Source organism: Paenibacillus sp. FSL H7-0331 (assembly GCF_001956045.1).
Genome location: NZ_MRTH01000026.1, coordinates 39,828 through 65,863, shown reverse-complemented (window position 1 = coordinate 65,863; position 26,036 = coordinate 39,828). Strand labels below are relative to the sequence as shown.

The 26,036-nt window shown below is 44.7% G+C and carries 23 protein-coding genes; 17 read left to right on the top strand and 6 right to left on the bottom strand.

The genetic code is table 11. The annotated features are described in order from the left end of the window. Positions 1 to 14: 14 nt before the first annotated feature. The 14 genes from BK127_RS28940 (at position 15) to yunB (ending at position 18,028) form a co-directional block, all read left to right on the top strand. Entirely contained in the window at positions 15 to 2,378 is a 2,364-nt protein-coding gene (locus tag BK127_RS28940; RefSeq protein WP_083689680.1) for a helix-turn-helix domain-containing protein, read from the top strand. A 327-nt stretch (positions 2,379 to 2,705) separates the two neighbouring features. Beyond that, positions 2,706 to 3,566, top strand: a complete 861-nt coding sequence (locus tag BK127_RS28935; protein ID WP_076235612.1) for an ABC transporter permease — start codon at positions 2,706 to 2,708, stop codon at positions 3,564 to 3,566. Between the two features lie 92 nt (positions 3,567 to 3,658). Then, entirely contained in the window at positions 3,659 to 4,537 is an 879-nt protein-coding gene (locus BK127_RS28930) for a carbohydrate ABC transporter permease (protein ID WP_076235580.1), read from the top strand. Positions 4,538 to 4,567: 30 nt separating this feature from the next. Beyond that, positions 4,568 to 6,163 (top strand): extracellular solute-binding protein, encoded by a 1,596-nt coding sequence (locus BK127_RS28925; RefSeq protein WP_256711496.1) that lies wholly within the window; start codon positions 4,568 to 4,570, stop codon positions 6,161 to 6,163. Between the two features lie 190 nt (positions 6,164 to 6,353). Next, positions 6,354 to 7,811, top strand: a complete 1,458-nt coding sequence (gucD, locus tag BK127_RS28920) for an alpha-ketoglutaric semialdehyde dehydrogenase GucD (RefSeq protein WP_076235579.1) — start codon at positions 6,354 to 6,356, stop codon at positions 7,809 to 7,811. Positions 7,812 to 7,848: 37 nt separating this feature from the next. Next, positions 7,849 to 8,529, top strand: coding sequence for a GntR family transcriptional regulator (locus BK127_RS28915; protein WP_076235578.1), 681 nt, complete (start codon positions 7,849 to 7,851; stop codon positions 8,527 to 8,529). A gap of 42 nt (positions 8,530 to 8,571) precedes the next feature. Beyond that, positions 8,572 to 9,474: a dihydrodipicolinate synthase family protein gene (locus BK127_RS28910; RefSeq protein ID WP_076235577.1), complete on the top strand. Its 903-nt coding sequence runs from the start codon at positions 8,572 to 8,574 to the stop codon at positions 9,472 to 9,474. A 25-nt stretch (positions 9,475 to 9,499) separates the two neighbouring features. Further along, positions 9,500 to 10,669, top strand: a complete 1,170-nt coding sequence (locus BK127_RS28905; protein ID WP_076235576.1) for a mandelate racemase/muconate lactonizing enzyme family protein — start codon at positions 9,500 to 9,502, stop codon at positions 10,667 to 10,669. A gap of 46 nt (positions 10,670 to 10,715) precedes the next feature. After that, positions 10,716 to 12,230, top strand: coding sequence for an extracellular solute-binding protein (locus BK127_RS28900; RefSeq protein WP_076235575.1), 1,515 nt, complete (start codon positions 10,716 to 10,718; stop codon positions 12,228 to 12,230). A gap of 234 nt (positions 12,231 to 12,464) precedes the next feature. Beyond that, entirely contained in the window at positions 12,465 to 13,424 is a 960-nt protein-coding gene (locus BK127_RS28895; RefSeq protein ID WP_076235574.1) for an ABC transporter permease, read from the top strand. Between the two features lie 99 nt (positions 13,425 to 13,523). Next, entirely contained in the window at positions 13,524 to 14,396 is an 873-nt protein-coding gene (locus BK127_RS28890) for a carbohydrate ABC transporter permease (protein ID WP_076235573.1), read from the top strand. Between the two features lie 23 nt (positions 14,397 to 14,419). Beyond that, a complete protein-coding gene (locus BK127_RS28885; protein ID WP_083689679.1) occupies positions 14,420 to 15,976 on the top strand; it encodes an extracellular solute-binding protein in 1,557 nt (518 codons plus the stop codon). 211 nt (positions 15,977 to 16,187) lie between these two features. Beyond that, complete coding sequence (locus BK127_RS28880) at positions 16,188 to 17,000, top strand: sugar phosphate isomerase/epimerase family protein (protein ID WP_076235572.1); 813 nt, start codon at positions 16,188 to 16,190, stop codon at positions 16,998 to 17,000. Positions 17,001 to 17,239: 239 nt separating this feature from the next. Continuing rightward, positions 17,240 to 18,028 carry a sporulation protein YunB gene (yunB, locus tag BK127_RS28875; protein ID WP_256711495.1) on the top strand — a complete coding sequence of 263 codons (789 nt, stop codon included), beginning with the start codon at positions 17,240 to 17,242 and terminating at the stop codon, positions 18,026 to 18,028. A 14-nt stretch (positions 18,029 to 18,042) separates the two neighbouring features. On the opposite strand, the gene BK127_RS28870 is transcribed toward yunB, so the two are convergent. Continuing rightward, on the bottom strand, positions 18,043 to 19,077 hold the full coding sequence (locus BK127_RS28870; RefSeq protein WP_076235571.1) for a M23 family metallopeptidase: 1,035 nt from the start codon (positions 19,075 to 19,077) through the stop codon (positions 18,043 to 18,045). A gap of 212 nt (positions 19,078 to 19,289) precedes the next feature. On the opposite strand from BK127_RS28870, the gene larC2 reads away from it, so the two are divergent. Further along, complete coding sequence (larC2, locus tag BK127_RS28865) at positions 19,290 to 19,799, top strand: nickel pincer cofactor biosynthesis protein LarC2 (protein ID WP_076235608.1); 510 nt, start codon at positions 19,290 to 19,292, stop codon at positions 19,797 to 19,799. Positions 19,800 to 19,887: 88 nt separating this feature from the next. Here larC2 and larC read toward each other — a convergent pair whose 3' ends face one another. Both larC and larB read right to left on the bottom strand, forming a co-directional pair. Then, entirely contained in the window at positions 19,888 to 21,039 is a 1,152-nt protein-coding gene (gene larC / locus BK127_RS28860; protein ID WP_076235570.1) for a nickel pincer cofactor biosynthesis protein LarC, read from the bottom strand. Positions 21,040 to 21,041: 2 nt separating this feature from the next. Next, positions 21,042 to 21,833 (bottom strand): nickel pincer cofactor biosynthesis protein LarB, encoded by a 792-nt coding sequence (gene larB, locus BK127_RS28855; RefSeq protein WP_076235569.1) that lies wholly within the window; start codon positions 21,831 to 21,833, stop codon positions 21,042 to 21,044. A 125-nt stretch (positions 21,834 to 21,958) separates the two neighbouring features. Between larB and lipA the strand changes: the two genes are divergently transcribed. Together lipA and BK127_RS45010 are read left to right on the top strand one after the other, a co-directional pair. After that, the gene (gene lipA / locus BK127_RS28850; protein ID WP_256711494.1) at positions 21,959 to 22,864 is read left to right on the top strand and encodes a lipoyl synthase; all 906 of its coding nucleotides are present in this window, start codon (positions 21,959 to 21,961) and stop codon (positions 22,862 to 22,864) included. A 125-nt stretch (positions 22,865 to 22,989) separates the two neighbouring features. Further along, positions 22,990 to 23,487 (top strand): YutD family protein, encoded by a 498-nt coding sequence (locus BK127_RS45010; protein ID WP_076235567.1) that lies wholly within the window; start codon positions 22,990 to 22,992, stop codon positions 23,485 to 23,487. A 152-nt stretch (positions 23,488 to 23,639) separates the two neighbouring features. On the opposite strand, the gene BK127_RS28840 is transcribed toward BK127_RS45010, so the two are convergent. From BK127_RS28840 to BK127_RS28830, 3 genes are all read right to left on the bottom strand, one after another. Beyond that, entirely contained in the window at positions 23,640 to 24,659 is a 1,020-nt protein-coding gene (locus BK127_RS28840; RefSeq protein ID WP_076235566.1) for a hypothetical protein, read from the bottom strand. Positions 24,660 to 25,287: 628 nt separating this feature from the next. Beyond that, positions 25,288 to 25,494 (bottom strand): hypothetical protein, encoded by a 207-nt coding sequence (locus BK127_RS28835; protein WP_076235565.1) that lies wholly within the window; start codon positions 25,492 to 25,494, stop codon positions 25,288 to 25,290. 37 nt (positions 25,495 to 25,531) lie between these two features. Beyond that, positions 25,532 to 25,738: a hypothetical protein gene (locus tag BK127_RS28830; RefSeq protein ID WP_076235564.1), complete on the bottom strand. Its 207-nt coding sequence runs from the start codon at positions 25,736 to 25,738 to the stop codon at positions 25,532 to 25,534. Positions 25,739 to 26,036: the final 298 nt, after the last annotated feature.

Genomic DNA, 26,036 nt, shown 5'->3' with positions numbered 1-26,036 from the left:
AGGGGGGATGCAATTTGAAATTAGTCCCGCAAGGCTTAAAGGTATTTAAGCAAAAAAGCATCTTTGTCAAAATGCTGTTAGTATTTAATTTGTTTATTCTGATCGCTATTCTTGCATTTGGCTATGTTTCGTATACACAATCCTCCTCTCTGCTAGTCGAGGAAGTCGTGAAATCCAACTATAAATATGTCGAGCAGGCCAGGGATAATATCGATGAAACGTTGACTTCACTGGATAATTTATCGTATCAGGTTTCACTTCAATCGCAGATTCGGCGGGCGCTCTATTTGTCGGAAACCACCTGGGATCAGGACCAGCTGTTGTTTCTCGATATTATTAAATATTTAAAAAGCGTCAAGCTCTCCAACACACTGATCTCGGATATATGGATTCAGTTTTACCGCTATCCAATCGTCATCAATCAGGAGTCCAAATATAATTTGAATTATTTCTATGACGATATTTATAAAACCGATAAGTCCTCAGGTTGGGAGCGTCCTAGTCCATCCCATCATGGACTTAACCCGATCGGCAGATTTCAAGCGACTACCTATGGCGTGAGCTCATCTGTGATTACCTTTGAGAGGACGGTTCCACTAAGTGAAATCAAGCCTATGGGAGGCTTGTATCTGAATATCAAAACCGATGATTTTGCCAACAGGGTGCAGGGTGCAAGTGATCCGTACCCGGCATTCATCTATGCCTTGGACAACAACGGAGAGGTGGTCTTCAATAGCAAAATCCGCAGTGACCAGGACGGGCTGATAAGTTCGGTCAAAGGGGCCATTACAGAGAAAGTAAGAGGAATCGGAGCACGTGAGGGCTATTTGGAGCAGACCATTGCGGGGCACTCCTATCAGATTCTGTTTACTTCATCGAAGGTGAATGACTGGACCTATATCAGTGTGGTGCCGACAGCCTTTATCACCGAGAAAGCCAATGCGATTCGTCAATTCACATTTGTAACAGCGATCATTTGTTTGATTGGCGGGTTGATTATGTCCTATTTTCTTATTAACCGGATTTACAGTCCCATCAGCAAAATAATTGGATACATCAATGTGTTGGGCCGTACACCATCCAATCAAAACCGAACTGCCAAGGAGGATGAGCTTGGCTTTATTGATCGTATTATCAACTATGTCTATTATGAGAATGAAAGCCTGAGAGGCTCCTTTGAAAAGAATTTGCCGGCGCTCCGCCAAAAATTTCTTTATGATCTTATTGAAGGTAGAGTGTCATCGGCCAATGTGAAGGAGCTTGCCAAGGAAATTCAACTGGATTTCAGCTATGATTCCTTTCAGGTGATCGTATTTGAAACGGTGGATTTTTCTCTGGAGGATAAAATAGGCCTGCATAATCGCGATATTCTGGAGATTGTAGATGGTAGGATCGCACAGTTGGAGGATGCCCATATCAACGTGAGGTCAATTCGCAAGCGCAATGATAAAATCATTTCATTATTAAATCTGGACCATCCCAACCCGAAGCCCGAGGTTATTCATGATTTTATCAGCAAGGTGATTTCATACTTTAAGCAGGAGCATTCCCGGACCTTCACGGTGGGGATTGGCAATATTTACAGCTCGGTTGAGGAAGTACCCTTGTCTTACGTAGAGGCGTTATCTGCTTTGCAGTACAAGATAGTCAAGGGAGAAGGCAGCGTGATCTTTGTTGATGAGGTGGGCAAGATGCCTGAGAGCTCCTTCAGCTATTCGATTGAAGCCGAGAAGCATATTATCAACTGCGTGAAAACGGGAAACCGGCTTGCCCTTCAGCAGCATTTGCACAAATTATGGGGGGACAATTTAAAACAGGGAGATGTTACACCTGAAATTATTACCTATTTGTTTCAGGCTCTGGTAGGCACCGCAATACGAACGATTTATGAGGTCCAATCTACAACCGCCGAAATCTTCAGTGACTCCATTGATTTGTACAGGGAGGTTAATCAGCAGCCACGGCTGGAGGACAAGAAGGAGTACATTGAACGGATGTTCCAGAGCATCAGCGACTGGATTCACAACAAGAAGCAAGGGCAGGACAATACCCTGTTCAATCAAATCAAGGATTATGTGGAAAATAATTATCATCTGGATTTATCATTAACGATCCTTGGTGAGAATATCGGATTATCACCTTCGTATCTGAGCAGCATTTTTAAAGAGGTCACGGGAATGAACTTTGTCGATTATATCAATACCCGGCGTGTCGAGCAGGCCAAAATACGGCTGCGGCAAACGCAGGATACAGTGGTTGATATTTCTGAACAGGTAGGCTTCACGAATTCCAATACGTTTATCCGGGTATTCAAGCGGCATGAAGGTGTTACACCGGGGCAGTTCAGGCAAATGTATGTGAAGGAAGACTCCAAGTAGACTTGGAACAGTAGCAGCCAGAGGAATCCCTCATTCATGCAGCGGAACTTAATTATCACGTTTCTATGACCGCCAGGAGCTGATTCCTGGCGGTTTTTTGGCATGCATCATGAAAAAAGTAGATGCATCCAAAGAATTAGCGATATACGAAATTCGTGTAAGGGGATACATTGAGTAGGCAAACGAAGCACATGAAACCATTGAAAGGAGTGTCTTGCATTGGCTAAGCAAACTGTGGTTACTGCGGGCCCGTCATCGATAAATGCGGGCTACAAAAAAACATCAAGCAGACGAAGTACCTTCAAAAAAGTTTTGCCTTACTATCTGATGTTCCTGCCGCCACTAATTTATTATCTGATTTTCAGATATGTACCCGTCGTTATGGCTGTCGTGATTTCGATGATGGACTATAATATCTACAAAGGAATACTTGCGAGTGAATGGGCGGGCTTCAAGCATTTTATCGATTTTTTCAATTCGGTGTATTTTGGAAGATTGCTGCGCAACACATTGATGATCAACCTGTTGAATCTGGTGTTTGTGTTCCCTGCACCGATTATTTTCGCTTTGCTGTTAAACGAGGTTCGCAATTCGCTTATTAAACGCACGGTGCAAACGATCAGCTACTTGCCTCATTTTGTTTCAACAGTTATTGTGGCCAGTATGGCGGTCACCTTCCTGTCACCTAGTGTGGGATTGGTCAATAATATTCTGGTGCAATTCGGCATGGAGCGAACGAACTTTTTGCTGGATCCGAACTATTTCTGGGGAATCTATACTTTTATGGATTTGTGGAAAACGCTCGGCTGGTCAGCGATCCTGTACTTTGCCACATTAACGGGCATTAATACGGAATTGTACGAGGCGGCTAGAGTAGATGGCGCCAATCGCTGGCATCAGACGTGGAATATTACCCTTCCGGGTATCGCGCCTACCATTATTATTTTGTTCCTGCTGAAAATCGGACATATGCTGGAGATCGGCTATGAGCTGATCGTGCTCTTGTACAACCCCAATACGTACCTGACTGCAGATGTGATCGGCACCTATGTGTATCGCAGAGGGATATTGGATGCCAACTACAGCTTTGCTTCCGCTGTTGGACTATTTCAGTCGATCATGGGGCTAGTGCTGATTGTTATTGCCAATAAATTGGCCCGAAAATATTCGGAAACAAGCTTGTGGTAGCGCAAATGCTTACGAAGTCAGTTTTCTTACGAAAACTTGGCTAATGCTTACGAAGTCAGTTTTGCTACGCAAAACTTTTAGGAGGTAAAAGTATGACTTTCCGGCGTATGACGCTTGGAGGATTGGCGTTCGGTTGTATCAATGCATTGATTCTCGGTTTGGTCGTTGTAATGACCTTGTACCCGTTTTTGTATGTCGTATCCGCTTCATTAAGCGAGCAGCTGTATATTCAGCAGGGAAGAATCGGGATCATCCCGATGGGCTTTCAGCTGGAGGCTTACCGAAGAGTGCTGGAGTTCCCGATGTTGGGACGCTCTTACCTGAATACGATCCTGTATACGGCGCTTGGAACCGCGATAAGCCTGATATTAACGGTTTGTGCGGCTTATCCGATGTCCAAGCGGGATCTGCCCGGTCGTAAATTAATGACCACCATCGTGCTGATCCCGATGCTGTTCGGTGGCGGCCTGATCCCGACCTTTCTCGTCGTGAATGCGCTTGGGATGCGGGATTCGATCTGGGCCATCGTGATTCCGGCGGCAGTAACCTCTTTTTATGTATTTATTCAGCGAACCTTTTTTGAGCAAATTCCTCTGGAGCTGGAGGATGCTGCCAAGATCGACGGGTGCTCGATGGTGCAAACATTGGTCAAAATCATTTTGCCGTTGGCGCTTCCGTCCTTGGTGACGATCGGTTTGTTCTATGCGGTCAACGAATGGAACAGCTTTTTCCCGGCGATGATTTATTTAAATGACGAGAATCTGTTTCCAGTGCAAATCCTGCTTCGAGCCATCGTGATTCAGAATCAGACGGATCAAGTGTTGGTTGATGTGTTTGACGATAAAAATCTGTTAAGCGAATCGATCAAGTATTCAACTTTGGTAGTAGCGACATTACCCATTCTGATGGTGTATCCTTTCATTCAAAAATATTTTGTTCAAGGCTCCATGATGGGATCTATTAAAGGCTGATCATTACTCATACTAAAGGGAGGCGTTAACATGAAAAAAGCAAGATGGATGAAAGGAATGACTGGTGTATTATTAGCATCGGTTGCATTGGCAGGCTGTCAGAGTGGAGGTCAGGAGAAAGCAGTGGTGACTCCGGATGCCAAGGCAGGGGAAGCCGGGAAGGCCGCGAATGCGAATGGCAAGATTCTAGATAAGCAGATCGAGGTCAGTGTGTATATGAGGCCGAGACCTGAATCAGTCGAATCCAATGAGCTGCTGTGGATGAAGCCGATTTCGGAGAAAACCAACGTCAATTTCAAATGGCTGAAGGCTCCTGCCGATGCCAATGACTATATCGAAAAGTTTAATCTTACGCTAGCTGGCGGAACACTGCCTGACCTGATGGAGGCACCGCCGGATTTGTTGAACAAAGGCGGAGAGAACGGCGTATTTGAACCATTGAACAAGCTGATCGACCAGAACATGCCTAATTTCAAGAAGCTGATTGAGCAAAACCCGGCAGTTTTGAAGGATATCAAATCCGATGACGGCAACATTTACTTTTTTCCGCAAATCTCTGCTGTCAAAACGATCAACCTACAGATTTTCCGTCGGGACTGGCTCGATAATCTTGGTTTGAAAGCACCGAAAACAACCGAGGAAATGTATCAGGTACTGAAGGCATTCAAGGAAAAGGATCCGAATGGCAACGGTAAGAACGATGAAATTCCTTTCACGACAAGAAGCAAGATCAAGGGACTGCTGCCTTTCATCGAGCCTTTTGGTGTATCATTTGAAGAGGATTTTTATGTGGATAACGGTCAGGTCAAATACACGTACACCGATCCCAGATTAAAGGCTGCGCTTGAGTACACGGCGATGCTGTACAAGGAAGGTCTGATCGACAAGGAATATATAACGAATGATCAGAAGATCTGGGAGTCGAGATTTACCAATGAAGCGTCGGGTGCCACCTTTGATTCCTTTCCACGGATCGAAGCGCTGGAGAAGCTGGTTGGCAAGGCAAATCCGAAGGTCAATTTAACCGGTTTGACGCCTCTACAGGGGCCTACAGGCATCGCTCCTTATACCAAAAGCCAGCAAAATCTGATCAAGAACGGCTTTGGCATCAGCTCCAAATCGAAATTCAAAGCTGAAATTGCCAAGGTACAGGATTGGTTCTACAGTCCAGAGGGCCAATTGGCCATGAACTTCGGTAAACTAGGTGAAACGTACACGATGGACAATAATGAACCCAAGTATACGGATCTGGTGATGAAGGATAAAAACAACTCACCGTTGATTAAGATGTACGAACTGGGACACCGCGAGTTTGCCTATCAGTGGGATATCCGCTACGAGAATGCCATGGTAACGCCAAAGCTGGCGCAAATCCGTGACTCCATCACACCTTTTATTAAACCGAAGTACCCGGTTGCCCTTTCCTTCAAGCAGCAGGAGCGTGACGTGCTCAACTCCAAGTTCACGGAAATAACCACTTATAAAGACGAGATGCTGAACAAATTCATTATTGGCTCAGAGCCGATCAGCAAGTTTGACGATTATGTCAAGCAGATCGACAAGATGGGTATTGACGCCGTTGTGAAAATCCAGCAAGCCTCCTATGACCGCTACGCGAAAAGATAAAGGAACGAATCAGCCTTCGCTGTCTGCCCATTGCGGTAGAAGCGGAGGCTGATTGTGCAGAGATGGACAAATGCTGTACGGATAAAAGATGCAGCAGAGGAGAAAAGGATTGACGAAGCTGCCCTCTTCATTTAAAATCTGATATATCAGATATCAAATATGAAAACCAAGTGAGGATGTGTGTGTAACGATGAGCGATACAACGGCGTTTACAGCTTTGAATTACATTGGAGGTCAGTGGCAGCCAGCCCTTACCGGAAAGTTGGATGCCAGCCTGAATCCTGCAAAAAAGGGCGAGGTCGTAGGCTATTTGCAAAGCTCTGATCAGGCAGATGTCGATTTGGCCGTTCAGGCAGCCAAGAATGCACGTATAGTCTGGAGAAAGCTGGCAGGATCGGCTCGGGGCGACTTTTTATATAAAGCAGCGAATATCGTAGAGCAGCATATCAACGAGATTGCTGAAACGATGACTCGGGAAATGGGTAAGACCTTTGCCGAGGCCAAGGGCGAAACAGCCCGGGGTGTGGCTATTCTGCGCTATTATGCCGGTGAAGGGATGCGTAAGGTGGGTGATGTCATTCCATCAACGGACAGTGAGGCGATGATGTTTACCACTCGTGTTCCTTTGGGTGTCGTTGCTGTGGTTACACCATGGAATTTCCCGGTAGCGATTCCGATTTGGAAGATGGCGCCTGCTCTGGTCTACGGAAATACGGTCGTGCTGAAGCCTGCAAGTGAAACTGCCCTTACGGCAGCCAAAGTTATTCAATGTTTTCATGAAGCCGGGTTCCCGAGCGGTGTCGTCAATATGGTGACAGGTAAAGGCTCAATAATCGGTCCGGCGCTTACTGAGCACCCGGATGTTAATGGAATCACCTTCACAGGCTCCAATACGGTTGGCAAAGGAATTGCGGTGGGGGCAATCGCCCGCGGCGCCAAGTATCAACTGGAAATGGGCGGCAAAAACCCCGTGATCGTAGCCGCGGATGCAGACCTGGATTTGGCCGTGGAGGCAACGATCAGTGGAGGACTTCGTTCTACAGGGCAGAAATGTACGGCAACCAGTCGTGTCATCGTGCAGAACGAGATTTATGAACCGTTTGTAACGAAGCTATTGGAAAGAGTCAAGCAGCTGCAGGTGGGTGACGGTATGAGTCCGCAAACCTGGATGGGGCCGTGTGCAAGCGAGAATCAGTACAACAATGTACTTTCCTATATCCGTCAAGGCGTGGAGGAAGGCGCTATACTGCTGTATGGAGGTGGCAAGCCTAAAGGCTTGGACAATGGCTACTACGTTGAGCCGACCATCTTTGCTCAGGTTACATCCAAAATGACTATTGCCCAGGAAGAAATATTCGGACCGGTGCTGGCCTTGATCAAGGTGGAGTCGCTGGAGGAAGCGATTGAGGCAGCCAATGATGTCGAATTCGGGCTTAGCGCCTCGATCTTCACACAAAATATTGGTCACATGCTCTCATTCATCAGCGAGATGGATGCTGGTCTTGTCAGAATCAATGCAGAAAGTGCAGGCGTTGAGCTGCAGGCACCGTTCGGCGGCATGAAGCAGTCCAGCTCGCATTCGCGAGAGCAGGGTCAAGCGGCCATTGAGTTTTATACATCAATCAAAACCGTATTTGTAAAAGCATAGCAATTGCGGCTTGTAGCATAGAAGGAGGCTAACAACTATGGATTCGGACCAGATGGCAGAAGAAAACGCAATACAAACAAAGTCGATTCGTGACGTTGTTTATGAAAGATTGAAAGATGCTATCATATCCGAGCAGTACAAGCCGGGGCATCATCTGAAGGAGCGAGAGCTCGCCAAGCTGTATGGAATCAGTACAACACCGCTGAAGGAGGCGCTTCGCCGTCTGGAGCAGGAGGGGCTTGTGACAACCAGCGCAAGACGGGGGACCTTTGTTTCCAGTGACATCATGAATTCCGTTGAGGAAATTAACTGGGCCCGGTCCGCACTGGAGGGCGTGGCAGCAAGGCTGGCAGCTTTAAAAATATCGGATGATGAAATCAGCCAGCTTGGAGCTGTTGTCGATCAAATGAAGCAGTTCACGGAAAGTAAAGACGCTGAGAAGTTGCTGATACTCAATGCGGATTTTCACAAACTGATTCGCACGTGTGCGAAGAACAACTATATTTTTCAACAAATTGAAGCGATCCATTCGTTCGACCGATCTTTCCGCAGGAAGGCATTGTCTCATGAAGAAGAGCTGGAGAGAGGCTTTCAGGAGCATGTGCAGATTTACAGGCAAATTTGCGCAAGAAACGCAGATGGGGCTGAGCACGCGATGATTTCCCACATCCGGCGTACGATTGTATTTATTAAGGGAAATGCTCAACCTGCTGAATAATTCAAATAATCTATAACTACTAGAAAGAAGGCGAAAGTGGCCATGACAACCTCGATACAGTCCAGGCTCAAAGGTATTAACGCAATTAATGTAACTCCGTTTGATAATCAGTTGGAGATCGATTGGGAATCCTTGAAGCGAAATGTGAACTTTTTGCTGGATCGCGGTATTCAGGCGATCTACCCATGCGGCAATACCGGTGAATTTTATGCGTTAACGCTGCAAGAAGCCAAGGAGGTTACAACCTTCGTTACCGAGGCAATAGCCAAACGCAGCCTTGTGATTGCAGGCGTTGGATACGATGCGAAAACAGCCAGCGAATTGGCAGCGCACGCGGAGCAGGCAGGGGCAGACGGTATTATGGTTCATCAGCCTGTGCATCCCTACTTGCTGTCTGCGGGCTTGATCGCCTACTACAAGCAAATTGCTGCATCGACCAAGCTGCCGATGATCTTGTATGTACGCAGTGAGCAGATTACCTCGGAGGTATTGGCAGAGGTTGCAGAGCTGCCGAATGTGATTGCGGTCAAATATGCTGTGAACAATCCCCCATCCTTTAGAAAAGCCGTGGAGGCGGTGAAGAAGGATATTGTCTGGATCTGCGGGACGGCTGAAATGTGGGCACCTTCCTTTTATGCGGCTGGAGCTGAAGGATTCACCTCAGGTATGGTCAATGTCGATACTGAGCGTTCTTTTGCCATGCTGGAAGCGCTTCAGGCAGGTAACTATAAGCAGGCGATGGACGTGTGGACGGATATATTACCATTTGAAGAGCTGCGTGAAACGAATAAAAACGGCAATAATGTCAGTGTTGTGAAGGAAGCGATGTACCAGCTGGGTCTCATATCCAATAGTGCAGTTCGCCCTCCGATTGCTCTGCTGCAGGACAGTGAAAAAAGCAGAGTTACAGAAATTTTGAAATTATGGAAATTAAAATCATACTAAAATTGTTCATAAAGGAGCTAACAAGATGAAAATTTCAGATATTCGTTTAACGGTAGTCGGCATTCCAAGAACTACAGGATTTGTGAGTAAGCATGTGATTGTTGAGCTAATGACCGACGAGGGTGTGACTGGAATCGGTGAGATGTCGGATTTCTCGCATCTCCCCCACTATTCGCTGAATGTTGATGATTTGACACACTCCCTGAAAGATATTGTACTAGGCAAAAATCCATTTGATATCTCGTTAATCAATAAAGAATTGACAGCTAATTTCCCCGAAGCGATGTTTTATTATGAAAAAGGTAATTTTATCCGTAACGGCGTTGACGCGGCGCTGCATGATCTGTGCGCGAAGGCTTTGAATATTTCCGTTGCTGATTTCATCGGAGGCCGCATTCAGGATAAAATCAAGGTTTGCTTTCCGATCTTTAGACATCGCTTCATGGAAGAGGTTGAGGAAAACCTAGAGGTCGTCAGGAAGCGCTTTGCCCAGGGGTTTGATACGTACCGCCTGTATGTCGGTAAAAATCTCGATGCAGATGAAGCTTTCCTCGATGGTGTGAAAAGTGAATTCGGCTCCAAGGTGACGATAAAGTCGCTCGACTTCAGCCATTTGCTGGATTGGAAGCTGGCATTGCGGGCGGTTAAGCGCCTATCCCAATATGATTTTCAAATGGTCGAAAGTCCTGCCGTTCAAAATGATTTTGACGGACTGCATCATTTCCGGATGAAATGCGAGCATTTGGTCAGTGAGCATGTATGGAGCTTCCGCCAGCAATACGAAATGATTCGTCACGATTCCGTAGATATTTTCAACATTTCACCTATTTTTATTGGTGGATTGACGAGCGCCAGAAAAGCAGCGGCCGCAGCAGAGGTTGCAGGCAAAGGCTGCCTGATGGGTACGACTCAGGAACTATCGATTGGAACCGCAGCGATGGCGCATCTGGGCAGCTCTTTAATCAATCTGAATTATACCTCGGATCCTACCGGACCTGAATTATACATCGGTGATATTGTCAAAAACCCGGTGAAGTATGAGAACGGTTACTTGTTGGTTCCCGGTCGTGATGTACCGGGACTCGGGATGGAGCTGGACTGGGACTTAATTGAGAAGTACCGGGTTCCCGATCTGAGCTGGGGCACCATATCCGTCCATCAACTGCAGGACCGTACCGCACAAACCAAATCGTAATAGACGGATTTTTTAACGATAATTCGACAGCAGAGGATGAATACAAATGATAAGCAAACGTTGGGTGGCCGGTACGTGTACGGTTTTATTAGCTGCAAGTGTAGCAGCAGGATGCAGTAATACGGAGAAAGCAAACACACCTGCAGTTGAAGAAAAGGATAGCAAGCCCTATGAGTTGACGATAGGGCTTCGTCAGGTCGGGGATATCCCGACCAAAGGAAATGAAGTCGAGACAGCTATCGAGAAATATACGAATACCAAATTATCCATACAGTGGATTCCGCAGGCTGCTTTTGATGATAAGGTGAACATCATGATCGCCTCCAATGAATTACCCAAGATCATCAAGGTAAATTACGTTCCAAGCATTATTAACGCAGCAAAAGATGGGGTTTTTTGGGAGCTTGGTCCTTATATTAAGGATTACAAAAATTTAGCCGCCCAGAATCAGCAATATTACGACAATATCAAGGTCGAGAACAAAATTTATGGAATTCCCAATTATCGTGACATTGGCCGTGCTGCTATCGTTTTTCGTAAGGATTGGTTTGACGCGACAGGTTTGAAGCTTCCGGTCACACTGGATGATTGGTACAACGTTATGAAAACGTTCACATTGGGTGATCCAGATAAAAACGGAAAAAATGATACCTATGGTACGGTCTTATTCAAGAGCTATAATTCCGGGACGCAGCCGGTTATCACCAGACTTGCAGTCAGTGTCGGCGGTGTCAATAGATGGGGTGAAGATAAAGGGAAATTTACGCCTGAATTTATGACACAGCCTTATTTGGATACGTTAAAATTATTCAGAAAACTATACGATGAAAAGCTCATTAACCAGGATTTCCCTGCCTTTGATGTAACTGAAGCGGATAAAATGATGTACGACGGACGTGTCGGCATCCGACTGAATGTTTCTGCTCAGAACGGACAGGGGTATCAGGTTGCCATGTCCAAAACCAATCCTTCCGCTGTATGGGATGTCGAGCCCTTCAAAGGTCCAAGCGGTATTCGCATTGCAGGAGAGCCAGGAAATTTTGGTTTTCTCGCGATTCCCAAATCATCCGTAAAAACAGAGGCTGAACTCAAAAAGGTTTTGACCTTCATGGATAAATTGATGGACGAGTCGATGTCCACGCTTCAAATGCGAGGGATAGAAGGAAAGCACTATACCAAAATTGATGGAAATAAAACGGAATATAAGGATTTTAGTTCCTTTCAAAGGGAAGTTAAACCTTATCGCGATGCTTTACTGAATATTGAAGGTTACAATGTCGCCGATCTGAAGGATATTCCCATTGCAGAAAAAGGTACCAAACTGGCACGTGAGGATATCAAATATGCGGTGCCAAATCCTGCATTAACTTTATCTTCAGCTACGTACTCAGAGCGTGGTAATGAACTTGATCTGTTGATCAGAGATGCAGAAACCAAATATATTGTGGGCAAAATTGATGACGCAGGCTTCCAAGCAGAAATTGAAAAATGGAAAAAAAGCGGCGGGGATAAAGTGATCAAGGAATATGAAGAATCGTTTGCTAAATCGAGTAAAAAGTAAGAAAAGCAAAAAGCAGCTTGTATAACAGCCAGCTGCTTTTAATTTAGATAATTACAGGTAATATCTAGTTGAATAAATCTTTAATTGGGATATTGGCATGCAGAATCGTACATTTAGAGGGCTAAACATTGGTTTCAGACAATAAGTTAAATTCAAACTATAGCATGTTACGGCAAATCGAAACATAATGAGATCAACAAGCAAGCTGAACAATAATGGTCAGGAGGACAACTTATGAATTCACAGATTGAAGCAGATGCAATTAGAAGCAGGACTAGATCGATCAGGCGTAGTCCTCTCTTGAAGGATTTAATCAGGGACAAATGGATGTACTTTATGCTGCTGCCAGGAGTGATTTATTTTATTATTTTTAGGTATGTACCGATGTATGGAGTCATTATTGCTTTTCAGGATTATAAGCCTCATCTCGGTATGTTAAATAGCAGTTGGGTCGGCATGAAGCATTTTGAACGCTTTTTCAGTGAACCACAGTTTTGGGAGTTGTTTCGGAATACGGCACTGCTGGCAGTGTATAACCTGGCCTTCTTTTTCCCGCTGCCGATTGTGTTATCGTTAATGATGAATGAAGTCAGAAGAGAACGCTTCAAAAGATGGGTGCAGACTTTGATCTATGTGCCGCATTTTGTCTCATGGGTCGTTGTAGTTGGTGTATTTTATATGCTGCTTACAACAGAGGGCGGTATCATTAATGAATTGCTGTTTCTTGTAACTGGTGTTAAAATCGCATTTTTGCTCGAGCCCGAATGGTTTAGGACAATGATCGTAACGCAATCGATATGGAAAGAGGTAGGCTGGGGAACGATTATTTTCTTAGCTGCGCTGTCTGGAGTCGATCTGCAATTGTATGAAGCTGCACGGATGGATGGAGCGAATCGCTGGAGACAAGTGTGGCACATTACACTGCCTGCCATCCGGGGAACGATTGTTATCCTGCTTATATTACGCCTCGGTTCTTTTATGGATTCCGGATTTGAGCACATTTTCCTTATGCTGACGTCAACGAATCGCGAGGTAGGGGAAGTATTTGACACCTACGTATATGTGAAGGGCTTAACACAATCACAGTTCAGCTACAGTGCCGCAGTCGGATTATTCAAATCGGCGATTGGTCTGGTATTGGTCATGGGAGCTAACTGGATGGCCAAGAAATTCGGTGAAGAAGGCGTATACTAATTGAACAAGGCAGATGCTTACGAAGAAAGTTTGCTCTGCAAACAAGGTAGATGCTTACGAAGAAAGTTTTCTACGAAAACTTGAAGGAGGAACAACCCGATGAATCATGATCGTACAGTAGGTAATAAAATTTTCGACGGCGTGAATTACGTGCTTCTCGCACTGATCAGCCTCGCAACTATACTTCCTTTTATTTACATTTTAGCTGTGTCGTTTACAAGTCCTCATGAGGTAGCCAAAGGCGGCTTTATCCTGTTTCCCAAGGAATTTTCGCTGTCTGCCTACAAGTATATTTTCTCTACAGATACTTTAATTCGGAGTTTGCTTGTATCCGTTTACATTACAGTCGTAGGAACCTTCATCAACCTCCTGCTGACCTCCTTAATGGCTTATCCATTGGCACGGCAGACGCTTCGTGGTCGTCAAATTATTTTGATGGCAGTTTTGTTTACGATGCTGTTCAGCGGCGGTTTGATTCCAACGTATTTTGTAGTTAAGGCGATGGGTTTAACGAATTCCTTATGGTCATTGATGATTCCCAATGCAATTAGCGCATTTAATCTGATCGTGCTGAAAAACTTTTTCCAGCAAATCCCCGATGGGCTTGAGGATTCTGCCCGAATCGACGGGTGCAGCGATGTTGGTGTTTTGTTCCGGATTGTGCTGCCTTTATCGATGCCTGCGATGGCTACCTTCGGTATGTTCTATGCGGTTACGCATTGGAATCAATTTTTCAGTGCGATCATGTACATTAATGATAACAACAAATGGCCGGTGCAGGTGCTGCTGCGCGAGATCGTTATTTTGGCACAAAGCCGGATTGGGGATACAGGCTTCGATGAAACCGAAATTCAACCGTTAACGATTCGGATGGCAGTCATCGTGTTTGCCACTTTGCCTATACTGGCTGTTTATCCGTTTTTGCAAAAGCATTTTGCCAAGGGAGTCATGCTCGGATCGGTTAAAGGATAAAGTTAATCGTAAAGGAGAAGCTGATGAAGCCAAGCGAAAAGCGAGACAAACAGCCAAAGTCGAAAATAAATTCCGGATTGAAGCTGCTGGCAGGCGCGCTCGTAGTAACGACATCGCTAACGGCTTGTGGCGGTGGTGGTGCTTCAGTTAATAAACAGCCTGCAGGCGATAAAGAAAGTCAAACACCAATGACGATTAATATTGCACTTGCCCAGGTTGGCGATATTCCGAACAAAAACAGCGAAGTGGAGCAATTGATCGAGAAATACACGAATACCAAGTTGAATATTCAGTGGATTCCGAACGCCGCATACGATGATAAGGTAAACGTGATGATTGCATCCAACGAAATGCCGCAGCTGCTCAAAATACAGTACACACCCAGCACCATCAGTTTCATGCAGTCGGGACTGTTTTGGGAAGTAGGTCCGTATTTGAAGGATTATAAAAATTTGTCAGCGCAGAGCGAGCAGTTTTTCGATAATATTAGGGTCGATGGAAAAATGTACGGGGTTCCTATTTTCTCGGAAATTGCACGTGCGGCGATAGTGTACCGGAAGGATTGGCTGGATGGTCTCGGGCTCAAGCTACCCAAAACCACGGATGACTGGTACCAGGTGATCAAAGCGATGACATTGAATGACCCCGATAAAAATGGGAAGAACGACACGTATGGGATGGTGCTGTTCAAAAAATATAATGAAGGCCAGGCCTCGCTGCTGACTCGATTCGCCGTAGGATTGGGTGGACCTAATAAATGGTCGTTATTGAATGGCAGCTTTGAGCCGGAGTTCATCTCCAAGGAATATAATGATGTGTTAAAGCTGTTCAAACGACTATACGAGGAAAAGCTGATTAATCAGGACTTTGCCGTTTTTGATGCAACTGAAGCCGATAAGCTGTTTGACTCCGGTCGGGCTGGTATCAAAATAGCGGTTGCTCAAACTGCCAAAAGCCAGCAGGATCGTTTATCTAAAGCAGATCCCAAAGGAATCGTTGATGTAGAGCCTTTGGATGGTCCAAAGGGAATTCGTGTTGCAGGACAAACGGGTAATTCGGGCATCTACGTCATTCCCAAATCAACAGTAAAAACCGAAGCTGAAGTCAGGAAGCTGTTAACGTTTCTGGATAACGTCATGAACCCTGAAGCCACTACGGTTCTGCAGCGCGGTATCGAAGGCAAGCATTATGTGAAAACGGCCGATAACCAGGCGGAGTTTACCGATCTGACTGCTTACCAGAGGGAAGTCAAGCCTTTTCGAGATAATCTTCCTTACATCGAGGGCTATAACAGCTTACCGCTGAAGGACATCCCGATCGGTGAGAAGGGGATTGCGGTTGCGAAGGAAAATACGAAGTATTCGATCGCCAATCCGGCGCTTACGCTGAATTCAGAGACTTATACGGAGCGCGGGAAAGAGCTGGAGCAGATGATTTGGGATGCACAAACCAAATACATTATGGGCAAGCTTGACGATACAGGCTGGCAGGCCGAGATTGAAAAGTGGAAGAAGGCCGGTGGCTCCAAAATTATTGAGGAGTACAAAGCCGATTACGAGAAAACCAATAAGAAAAAATAACGATTTTGAAAGGCTGCACACTGAAAGGGCGTATGTAAACAATCTCTTGTGCCATCAAGGGATTGTTTGCGCTTTATAGCTGTCCGAAAAACTGGTATCATGTGAACCAGAAGCCCACGATCACTAAGGAGTCTTGTGAACGTTTGCAAGTTAAACCAGTCTGTGATCCCGCAATCATTTACTTTGATATATGGAAATGGAGTGTATAGAAATGTCAGTTGGAATATTGGCTCATAATGTAGGTCCTCAACCCTTCGCGCAGCTCGCAGCCAAGGTCGCATCTTATCGCTTTAACTATGTGCAGCTGGCGCTGTCCAAGGCCATCACAGATGTCGATTGCAGCTTGGGCAAGCTTAGCCCCGGTTTGGCCAATGCAATAGGAGAGGCCTTTGATAAACAGGGTGTAGGCATACCTGTATTGGGCTGTTATATGGACTTGATTGAACTTGACGATACGAAGTGGCGGCATAACGTAGACCGCTTCAAGGAGCATTTGCGTTATGCACGCCAGTTCGGTGCCTCGATTGTTGCTACCGAAACGGGTGTACCTGTAATTCAAGATCAGGATCGAAATTGGCGGCGTTTGCGTTCAGCGGTTGAGGAAATGGCTGAGGAAGCGGAAAAATTCGGTATCATGGTCGGAATGGAGGTCGCTTCAAGTCACATCGTAGGTACAGCGGGAGATTTGGCACAGTTGATTGATGAGGTACCTTCTTCCAATATCGGCGTGGTGATGGATCCGTGTAATCTAATGACCCAGGATAACTATGAGCGTCAGCATGAAATTATGCAGGAAGCGTTCCACCTGTTGGGTCATCGTGTGGTCAGCGCACATTCGAAGGATATCAAGCTGGATTCCGACGGCAAGCTGCAAACCGTTTCCTCGGGACAAGGTATATTAAACTATCCGATGTTCATCGAGCTGCTGAACCAATATAAGCCGCTATCCTATGTAACGCTGGAAAATGCCCAGGAGCCCTACACGAGCGATGCCCGTGATTTTGTTCTTAAGCAGCGGGGTTAGGCTGTAAATTGTAAATAAGAGTAGAGCAAGAGCCGTGTAACTATAGCGGCTCTTTTTGGCCTGGATTGAATGAAGTCAACAACGTCCAGCATACTCACAGGTTTAGTGATGTCATCGGGAACAAATCCTTTTCTTCTTTTTCAGTTGGCAGCGGCATAGGCTTTAGGGAAGTACATGCTAATTAGAGCGAGCCTTATAAAGCCAGTTTTGCTGTACAAAACTTTTAGGAGGTCCCTGCCATGCTGGTGCTGAAGCGAAGATGGAGAAGCAAACCCGTTGGCACCAAAAAATTAAAACGCAATCTGATCATAATTGCTCTCATTGTGCTGCTATTCACCTTGCAAATGTTTATTTATATTGAAAAGAACTTAAAGCCTCCGCTGGCCAGTCTGGCCAAAATTCGGGTGAAACAGATCGCTACGCAATCCATCAATTCAGCCATTTCCGACAGGATTGCACAGAGCACCAATTTTGAAAAGCTGATTGATTGGCGGACAGACAATAACGGTAAAATTACCGGGTTTATGCTGAACTATTCCGAGCATATGAAAATAACTGCCGATACGATCAAAACCGTACAGAGTCAGCTTACCAATCTGCAGGCTTTTCCAGAGCATATCCCTTTAGGTCAAGCACTAAACAGTCCGATTCTAGCTTCGTTCGGCCCCAATATTCCTATAAAATTTGTGCCTGCTGGTGCCGTTAAGGTCGATTTAAGCACACGCTATCAAAATGCAGGCATTAACATGCTGCTCGTAGAGGTGTACCTTCGCATTATCGCCGAGGTGACCATTATTATCCCGATGGACACCGTACCGGAAGTGGTGGAAACTGAGGTGCCGATTTCGTATGCACTTGTAGTGGGTGATGTACCGACTTATTATTTTGACGGCAAAGGGAACCAGGTGAACAGCTCTCAGGCTCCGGCGCTGCCCTCGGGCTTATCGCTTCCCAAGCTGCCATTGGTCCCTTCCAAGGAATCCGCTCCCCATGAGGCAGGGGAAGCTGGCAGCGTAGTCAAGCCATGATGAATTACATGTGCTCATTTCTTTTTACGAATTCGTTCCTCGCGCTCCCATTTACGTAGATGGGGGTAGGGATCGAATGACCAATCCGTCAAGCCGTTATCGCGGTAAAGTCCATAATGTAAATGCGAAGGAAATTTACCGGATGTACCCTGCTTGCCATACCCTGAGCTGCCTACCCAACCTATAATCTGACCAGCCTTGACGATATCTCCTTCCTTGACCTCTTTGTTGAAGCCTGATAAATGTGCATAGTAATGATACACATTATTTAAATCGCGGATGCCAACTCTCCAGCCCCCGTATACATTCCAGCCCATAACCTCGACAATCCCATAAGCAGCACTGCGCACTGGAACTCCATAGCCCGCAAATAGGTCGGTACCTTCATGGATGCGATAACCGCCCCAGCCACGGCTGGCTCCCCAAGTACTGCGGTATGAATAGTCGGCGTTCAGCGGCATGACAAAGGTGTGTTCGTGCAAATCAAGCGTTTCGAATTCTGCATACAGCCTTGCAAACTGCTCGATGCGCTCCACACTACGTGTATTTTGATAATACTCCCACAATCCAATTCGCAGGTCCTCGTCGCCAGAGCCTTGCTTTAACAAATAGTTGGCTATGGCATACAGCCTGTCCAGCTCGTTCAAGCGGTCTGCTTTTCCATCACCAGAGCCATCCTTGCCGATTCCGTCAAACAAAGCAATACTGGATTCATTGGTGTCCGAGTGATCAGGATTCATCATGCCGCACCACTGCAGCTCTGTAAAGGTGAGAGCGATCAGTCCGTCGCTATTCGGGCGTTTACGTGTGAGTTGAATGGTACGCTCATATTGGTCTATACCTGCGAATATGTACCAGGGTATTCCGGTTACGGTACTGATTTTATCGAATAAATCTTTTCTTTCGGCGAATACAGCGCTAAGGCTCTTGGGCTCTGCGGCAGGCTGAGAGGGTGGAATTGCTGCTGCATATATCGGAAAAGACGTCCCTAGCAGTATGCTTCCGCACATGAATACTTTAAGGAACCCACGTATCCCGATTGCTTTCATGATGTTTTCCTCCATATCCGGACATGATGGCTGTGTACGTCCGCTCAAATTGGTGTTAGTAGGTTATGTTGGAAGTGCTGCTTTTATCCGCGCATACAAACTTGAGGTACAGATTCTCAGCACAGCTTATTTTTGGTAGAATCAAGGTTAAGAGCAGAACTTACCTTGATCGTTGGGTAGGGGACCTGGTACTGAAGAAAGAGGGATGCAGGATGGGATTTGAACACCGTGAAGAGCACATAGATGAAGATATGCTGCTCATTCAGGCCAATATTGACGATATGAATCCGGAGATTTGTCCTTATGTTACCGATCGTTTATTTGATGCAGGAGCAAATGATGTGTACTGGATACCGATTATTATGAAAAAAGGCCGACCCGGTATGATGTTGAATGTGCTTATAGATGAACGGAAGCTGCAATCGATAGAAGAAGTGATTTTTAGTGAAACAACAACGATTGGTCTTCGTTATTTGCGGGCATCCTGCCATAGGCTGGGACGGGCATTTGAGCAGGTTTCCACACCGTGGGGCATGATAAATGTTAAAATCGGCTATCACCGCGGCGAAATGGTTCAATTTGCCCCGGAATTCAAAGAATGTGAGCAGGCTGCGCTCGCACATGGCATCCCTTTGAAACAGGTTTATGAAGAGGTAAAACGGCAGTTTCTACATAGAGGCAGGCGAGAAAACGAGGGGTTAACTGTACAAAGTGAGGAATAGGATAGGTATGGAAAAGAACTAAAAGGAAAAAGGACACCTGAGGAAAAGTTTCTTCCTTTTGGTGTCCTTTTTGTCTAAGCTGTCTGGTTTATTGCTTGAGGTCTGGAGGAATATCCGTACACTCACCATGAATGGAAGGATCATGTTTATGATTCTGATGATCGTGATCGGAATCAAGATCATTATGGGAATGAGTATGTGAGTGATCATGGGAATGGCTATGAGGCTGCTCAATCATACGAAAGCGTCCTTGATCCTGGTTACGCAAGTGACTGTGCTCCTGCTCATGACTGTGATCATGGGAATGCTCATGTCCATGACTATGCCCGTGATCGTGGGAATGGTCATGTCCGTGACTATGCTCGTGATCATGGGAATGATCGTGTCCATGACTGTGCCCGTGGTCGTGACTATGCTCATGACCATGGTCCTTATGATGCTGCTCGTGTTCATGCAAGTGTCCATGTTTTTGGATTTCTTGATGCGGGACTTGGTATTTAGGAATAAAAGGGTCGGTTTTTCCAATCACGACACGAAGCACGTTCGGTTGGTTCGGCAAGTCTCGGGTACCAGCACCATATCCGATGGTTTCAACAATCATCGAAGGAAAACCTTTGGAGAATTCATCCACTATGCCAGCAATGATGCCGGCACCTGTTGGTGTTGTCATTTCCATGCTGTAAGCGGTTGGAGCGATAGGAAGCCCACGCATCATTTCCAAGGTTGCAGGTGCCGGAACCGGATAGATCCCGTGGTCGCAATTAACCGTTCCTGAGCCCAGAGGTACTGGAGAGGACCATATTTTCTCGACCTCTAACGAATCCAAGGCAAGTGCAACACCGATCACATCCACGATAGAATCGATGGCGCCGACCTCATGAAAATGAACGGTTTCAATCGGGATATTATGGATTTTGGCTTCGGCAATAGCAATTTTCTCAAATATAGCTGAGCTTAAAGCGACAACACGATCGTTAAAGCCGCAGCTGTTAATGATTTTTACAATTTCCGAATAATGCCGATGGTAGGTCGGCGGTGAATGGGGATCGAGGATAACGTCCATTTTTAACGCTGAAATTCCTTTTTTATTAACACGCTTCCACTCCAGAGAAAAAGGCTCGATCTGAATCTTGCTCAATTCCTCCTCGATATAATGACGATCAGCACCCGCATCGACGAGGGCTGCCAGGCTCATATCTCCACTGATCCCTGAAAAGCAGTCAAAAAATGCTATTTTCATCGTTAATCCCTCTTTGTCGTATTTTTATGTATTAATGCCGCATTATAACCGGCACCAAAGCCGTTATCAATATTGACTACGGATACGCCTGGTGCGCAGGAATTAAGCATAGCCAGAAGTGCAGCCACGCCATGAAAGCTGGCACCGTAGCCTACACTCGTAGGAACGGCAATAACGGGCTTGGAAACGAGACCGCCAAGAACACTGACCAGAGCGCCTTCCATACCTGCTGCAACGACGATGGCATTGGCTCCGCGAATAACGTCAAGCTTACGGAATAGTCTATGTATACCGGCAACACCTACATCATACACCCGCTCCACGCGGCAGCCCATATTTTCAGCTGTCAAAGCAGCTTCCTCGGCAACGAAGAGATCGGAGGTTCCAGCGCATACGACTGCAATATAACCTTCGGTCTTGGGCATACGCGCAGCCTGATCCTTATACCATGTCAGTACACGAGCATCCTCGTGATAGGTAATCCCGGGAATCGCCTGCTGCACAAAATCCGCCTTTTCCTTGCTTACACGTGTTGCCAGCACGCGGTCCAAATGGTCCATCATCTTAAGAAAGATCGCCGTGACTTGCTCAGCCGATTTATTTTCCCCGTAAATAACCTCAGGAAAGCCGGTCCTGCGTTCCCTATCGATATCCAGCTGTGCATAGCCAAGATCCTCGATACGATCGCTTGCCTGACTTTGTTTACTCATGAATTCCTCGAGATGCTTTTGCGCTTCTGCAACGTCCAAATCTCCGGAACGAACGTGTTTAAGTATGGATTCCAGATTTATCATATAAAGCCTATGCCTCCAAAGTGACAGTTGAGCTCTGCCCGTTAATTGTTGTCCTTATCCAGTTTAACACAAATAAAAGCGAATGTGGATTGTTAGCTCTTTCGTGATATAATAGCTTCATAAGCTTGGAATATGCCACGGAAAGCAGGGACGACACAATGTCTACACCAGTTGAACGTAAGCCCGATTGGTTAAAAATTAAACTGACTACAGGTGAGAATTTTAAAGAATTAAAAAATATGATGCGCGACAAAACACTACATACGGTTTGTGAAGAAGCCAAATGTCCGAATATTCATGAGTGCTGGGCGAATCGCACGGCCACTTTTATGATACTTGGTGATATTTGCACACGCGCATGCCGTTTTTGTGCTGTTAATTCAGGTTTGCCGACTGAGCTTGATCTTCAAGAGCCGGAGCGTGTGGCCGAGGCATCAGAGCAAATGGGGCTTAAACACGTTGTAGTTACTTCTGTAGCGAGAGATGATCTGGCTGACGGAGGTTCTTCGATATTTGCTGCTACCATTAGAGCGATTCGTAAACGGCTGCCGATGTGTGGTGTCGAAGTGCTGATTCCCGATTTTTTGGGTAATGAGGAATCGCTTCGGACCGTGCTGGCCGCCAAACCGGATATTTTGAACCATAATATCGAAACTGTGGAGCGTCTATCCGATAAAGTACGATCCAAGGCCAAATACAGCCGTACCTTGGAGCTGCTTGCAAGGTCGAAGAAAATTGCACCGGAAATCCCGACGAAGGCCAGTATCATGCTTGGACTTGGAGAAGAATGGTCCGAGATTCTTCAAACTATGGACGACTTGCGCGCAGTAGGCTGCAATATCATGACAATTGGTCAATATTTACAGCCATCCGTCAAACATTTAAAGGTAAAAAAATATTATACACCGGAGCAATTTGCAGAGTTGAAAATCGAAGGCATGAAGCGCGGCTTCAGCCATGTCGAATCCGGACCCTTGGTGCGCAGCTCGTATCATGCGCATGAACAAGTTAAATCGGCGCAGCAAATATAGGTTTGCCTACGGCAAAACTTTAAGAGAATGCTTACGAAGTCAGGTTTGCCTACGGCAAAACTTTAAGAGAAATGCTTACGAAGTCAGTTTTGCCTACGGCAAAACTTTAAGGAGGGGAAAACCAAATGATTTTTATCGCCAACAAAACCTACGAGGTGGTCGTTGACCACAAAAATGGCTGGAAGCCAGATGCCTTTAAGGAGCGATTCAGTGAAGTCCTGGAGCGCTATGACTATATTGTTGGGGATTGGGGCTACAATCAACTGCGTATGCGCGGTTTTTTTAAGGACAGCCATCCGAAAGCTACCAAGGAATCGATGATTGCTACGTTTCAGGATTATTTGAATGAATATTGTAATTTCGGCTGCGCGTATTTCATTATTGAAAAGGTACCTTCCAAGCATCAGCCTAACCAGCAGCCAACAGATGATGTTGAATCGGAAGAACGGGAAATCGGTGTGGCTGCTGGTCTTGAACAATCAGAGGTTCTGGCGCAGGACCAGCAGGAGGATTCCTTACCCCCTCAGGCACCTGCTCCTCGCCAGCAGCGCCAGCATCATCAGCGAAAATCTTATTCCAATAAGCATCAGAACCACCAATCGAATCATCCAAAACCATCATGAAAAAAGGCCAGCCTTTATAAAGAAACGGGTTCCCTTTTGAGGTGCAAATAAAATTTTGACACTTGTTTTGGTAAGAAAATGAATAACAAATAACCAAAAGGACAGCGTTTTATGGGCTGTCCTTTTGGTTTTACAATCAAATATTATTTTGTTTATCCAATTAATTTATGGCATTCAACTTGGAATTCATGAGGTTTATCTAAGAATAGATTAACATGATCAACCATTTGTCGCTTTCCAAACAGACGGATAACAGTAATCTTACTTTTCAAACGAATAAGTACATTGGGTTCTATAACAAGGGGCGTAATTGATGTTTTCAAATCTTTTTTAGCTAATTTCTCAAACTTAATCATAGAGACAGACTCAATATTATCTATATCAATATACGATAACATTTGAATGCCATACTGAATTCTTATCTCTTGTTTTGAAACTAAGATTGGATTTAAACACATAGCTCTGTAATCAGAAATTAATAAGATAATGACATATATATTTCCTAATGAAAGAATCCATGCAACGGTATGTGACCATTGCATAAGAAGAATATGAACACACGCACCTTCAATTAATAGTATCTTAGATAATATCAATATTGTTATAAGCCAGCTTGAATTTGTATGATAACTAAATGAAGTAGAAGCAGTTCGTAAATACGGCTTTTTTCTCCAAGAGAATAAAGCGTAGTAAATGACAGATGCATCATGAACAAGTAAAGATGTTATTTTGGAATTGCTGAATGTTGCTTCAAGACTTTTCCGTAGCGTTTCTATCGGGTGGGAACCAACTGTAATATTGCGTCTAAAATTAATTATGATTTGATAGATTTTATAAATCTCATAACAAAGGAACATAAGTTCCATTGGTATGAGAGTATATTTTACAACTTCAAGTGTTCCTTGACCTGTACTGGGTATAATCAATACTAAAGCGATATAGCCTAAAAGAGCGAAGGGAAGAATCGCTATGATTTTTTTGTTTAAGTTTCGATAAATAAGAAAGTAAAGTAATAAAGGTATTACAACAACAAAATCTATCGAAATACCAATGGTCAGGAGTTGATCATTCTCTTTAAACAGTACAGAATTAACAATAACAAGGTCAAATAGGATTATAAATAAGCTTACACCAATGAAATAACTCACGTTATTTTTATAAAGTTTGAACATGGTTTAAACACTCCTTTCAATAGATATCTAAATCTAATATAGAGCAAAATGATAATTTTTCCAAATTTATTGCAACTCGTCTGTATTTATCCAAATGGATTCAAATGACTTTGAAGCCAGAGTCCTTGTTTCATGACGTTCAAAAAATTCTAAACAACGCCTATATAGCCATTTCAATTTTGTATAGTAAGTTTTAGAACCGATTTGTAAAATTTCACATGTTCGCTTTACGGGTGTTCGGTTAAGAAGAGCTAACGCCAAAGAATGTAATACGTCATTACGTTGTTGATGATAACCAAAAGATTGTTTTCGTTTTGGAAGTACATTCGTAATCTTTTGAATCTATGTTGGTGCAATTATCCCGATGAAACTCATATTCTGGTTCAATATCTTGAATTCTTCCAATCGTTTCTAATCTCGCTATCTCCTCACAAGCAGACCAGTTGGACATTGTGTTTATTAAACAATACCAAGTCATATACCCTTGGTCGGGATGATGCGGGTCTAGATTACAGTTAATTCTACTCACCCCATTCCTGGGGCTTGATAATTTATATCGTGAAGGTTTGCTCCTTATATCATCGAACTTCTTTTGTGGTAATCCATACCACTTACAGTATGGATCTGTTCAAGCATTAAGTTGTACTTCAAATGACTTGCCTCTCCAATTCAACTTAACAGGTTGAAACAATAGAAAACGGTATTTCTTTGCGAACTGATTTGGTGAAAGTAGGAGGTAATCTGCTGTTCTTTCTTGGAGTTCATCATCAGAAATCGGTACTTCAATTTGAACAAGATTGTCATCAATCTTTGCAAGACGTTTAAATTTGCTCACTTTCCGTCACCTCAGATGCCTTTTCAGGAAACAACTGTTACATTATTCGAGTTTTACGGCGTTTCCCATTAATCCATAAGTTAAAATCGGGGTCTTTCAGAATATTGCTCAAGAATCTATCTACAACTTCATTTTCGCTGAATCCTGTATATTCTGCATAGTATTTAACGATTGCTTTTGTTCGATCAGAGACTTGCCAAGCGACTTTGCTCCCAAGCTTTTGAATAGGTTTGATAAATTCCATAGCCGTTACCTCCAATTGGCTTATATTAATATTACAACAATTTTGGCAATAAAACTGACACTGAAATTGACATGAGTTTTTCAGTGTCAAAAGCTTTATTGATTGTCTTAACATCATGCCAAAATAGAATCCAAAATGCGAGGAAATCTAATGAAAATCTTTATAAATAAGGATAAAAGAGACATTCAAACTATGGTCAGTTTGAATGTCTCTTTTATCGTCAATCAAGGGCATTGCACCCCAAAGGGGAACCCGTTATAAAGGGTTGGCCTTTTGCTTTGTGTGAATTGTGATTCAT

What these genes read in the sequence shown, in the direction of transcription:
- larB (WP_076235569.1), bottom strand. Translation starts at nt 21,833, where the DNA reads ATGATAAATCTGGAATCCATACTTAAACACGTTCGTTCCGGAGATTTG.
- BK127_RS28895 (WP_076235574.1), top strand. Translation starts at nt 12,465, where the DNA reads ATGAATTCACAGATTGAAGCAGATGCAATTAGAAGCAGGACTAGATCG.
- larC (WP_076235570.1), bottom strand. Translation starts at nt 21,039, where the DNA reads ATGAAAATAGCATTTTTTGACTGCTTTTCAGGGATCAGTGGAGATATG.
- BK127_RS28925 (WP_256711496.1), top strand. Translation starts at nt 4,568, where the DNA reads ATGAAAAAAGCAAGATGGATGAAAGGAATGACTGGTGTATTATTAGCA.
- BK127_RS28840 (WP_076235566.1), bottom strand. Translation starts at nt 24,659, where the DNA reads ATGTTCAAACTTTATAAAAATAACGTGAGTTATTTCATTGGTGTAAGC.
- BK127_RS28885 (WP_083689679.1), top strand. Translation starts at nt 14,420, where the DNA reads ATGAAGCCAAGCGAAAAGCGAGACAAACAGCCAAAGTCGAAAATAAAT.
- larC2 (WP_076235608.1), top strand. Translation starts at nt 19,290, where the DNA reads ATGGGATTTGAACACCGTGAAGAGCACATAGATGAAGATATGCTGCTC.
- BK127_RS28830 (WP_076235564.1), bottom strand. Translation starts at nt 25,738, where the DNA reads ATGGAATTTATCAAACCTATTCAAAAGCTTGGGAGCAAAGTCGCTTGG.
- BK127_RS28910 (WP_076235577.1), top strand. Translation starts at nt 8,572, where the DNA reads ATGACAACCTCGATACAGTCCAGGCTCAAAGGTATTAACGCAATTAAT.
- BK127_RS28900 (WP_076235575.1), top strand. Translation starts at nt 10,716, where the DNA reads ATGATAAGCAAACGTTGGGTGGCCGGTACGTGTACGGTTTTATTAGCT.
- BK127_RS28905 (WP_076235576.1), top strand. Translation starts at nt 9,500, where the DNA reads ATGAAAATTTCAGATATTCGTTTAACGGTAGTCGGCATTCCAAGAACT.
- BK127_RS28930 (WP_076235580.1), top strand. Translation starts at nt 3,659, where the DNA reads ATGACTTTCCGGCGTATGACGCTTGGAGGATTGGCGTTCGGTTGTATC.
- gucD (WP_076235579.1), top strand. Translation starts at nt 6,354, where the DNA reads ATGAGCGATACAACGGCGTTTACAGCTTTGAATTACATTGGAGGTCAG.
- yunB (WP_256711495.1), top strand. Translation starts at nt 17,240, where the DNA reads ATGCTGGTGCTGAAGCGAAGATGGAGAAGCAAACCCGTTGGCACCAAA.
- BK127_RS28890 (WP_076235573.1), top strand. Translation starts at nt 13,524, where the DNA reads ATGAATCATGATCGTACAGTAGGTAATAAAATTTTCGACGGCGTGAAT.
- BK127_RS28935 (WP_076235612.1), top strand. Translation starts at nt 2,706, where the DNA reads ATGTTCCTGCCGCCACTAATTTATTATCTGATTTTCAGATATGTACCC.
- BK127_RS28870 (WP_076235571.1), bottom strand. Translation starts at nt 19,077, where the DNA reads ATGAAAGCAATCGGGATACGTGGGTTCCTTAAAGTATTCATGTGCGGA.
- BK127_RS28915 (WP_076235578.1), top strand. Translation starts at nt 7,849, where the DNA reads ATGGATTCGGACCAGATGGCAGAAGAAAACGCAATACAAACAAAGTCG.
- BK127_RS45010 (WP_076235567.1), top strand. Translation starts at nt 22,990, where the DNA reads ATGATTTTTATCGCCAACAAAACCTACGAGGTGGTCGTTGACCACAAA.
- BK127_RS28880 (WP_076235572.1), top strand. Translation starts at nt 16,188, where the DNA reads ATGTCAGTTGGAATATTGGCTCATAATGTAGGTCCTCAACCCTTCGCG.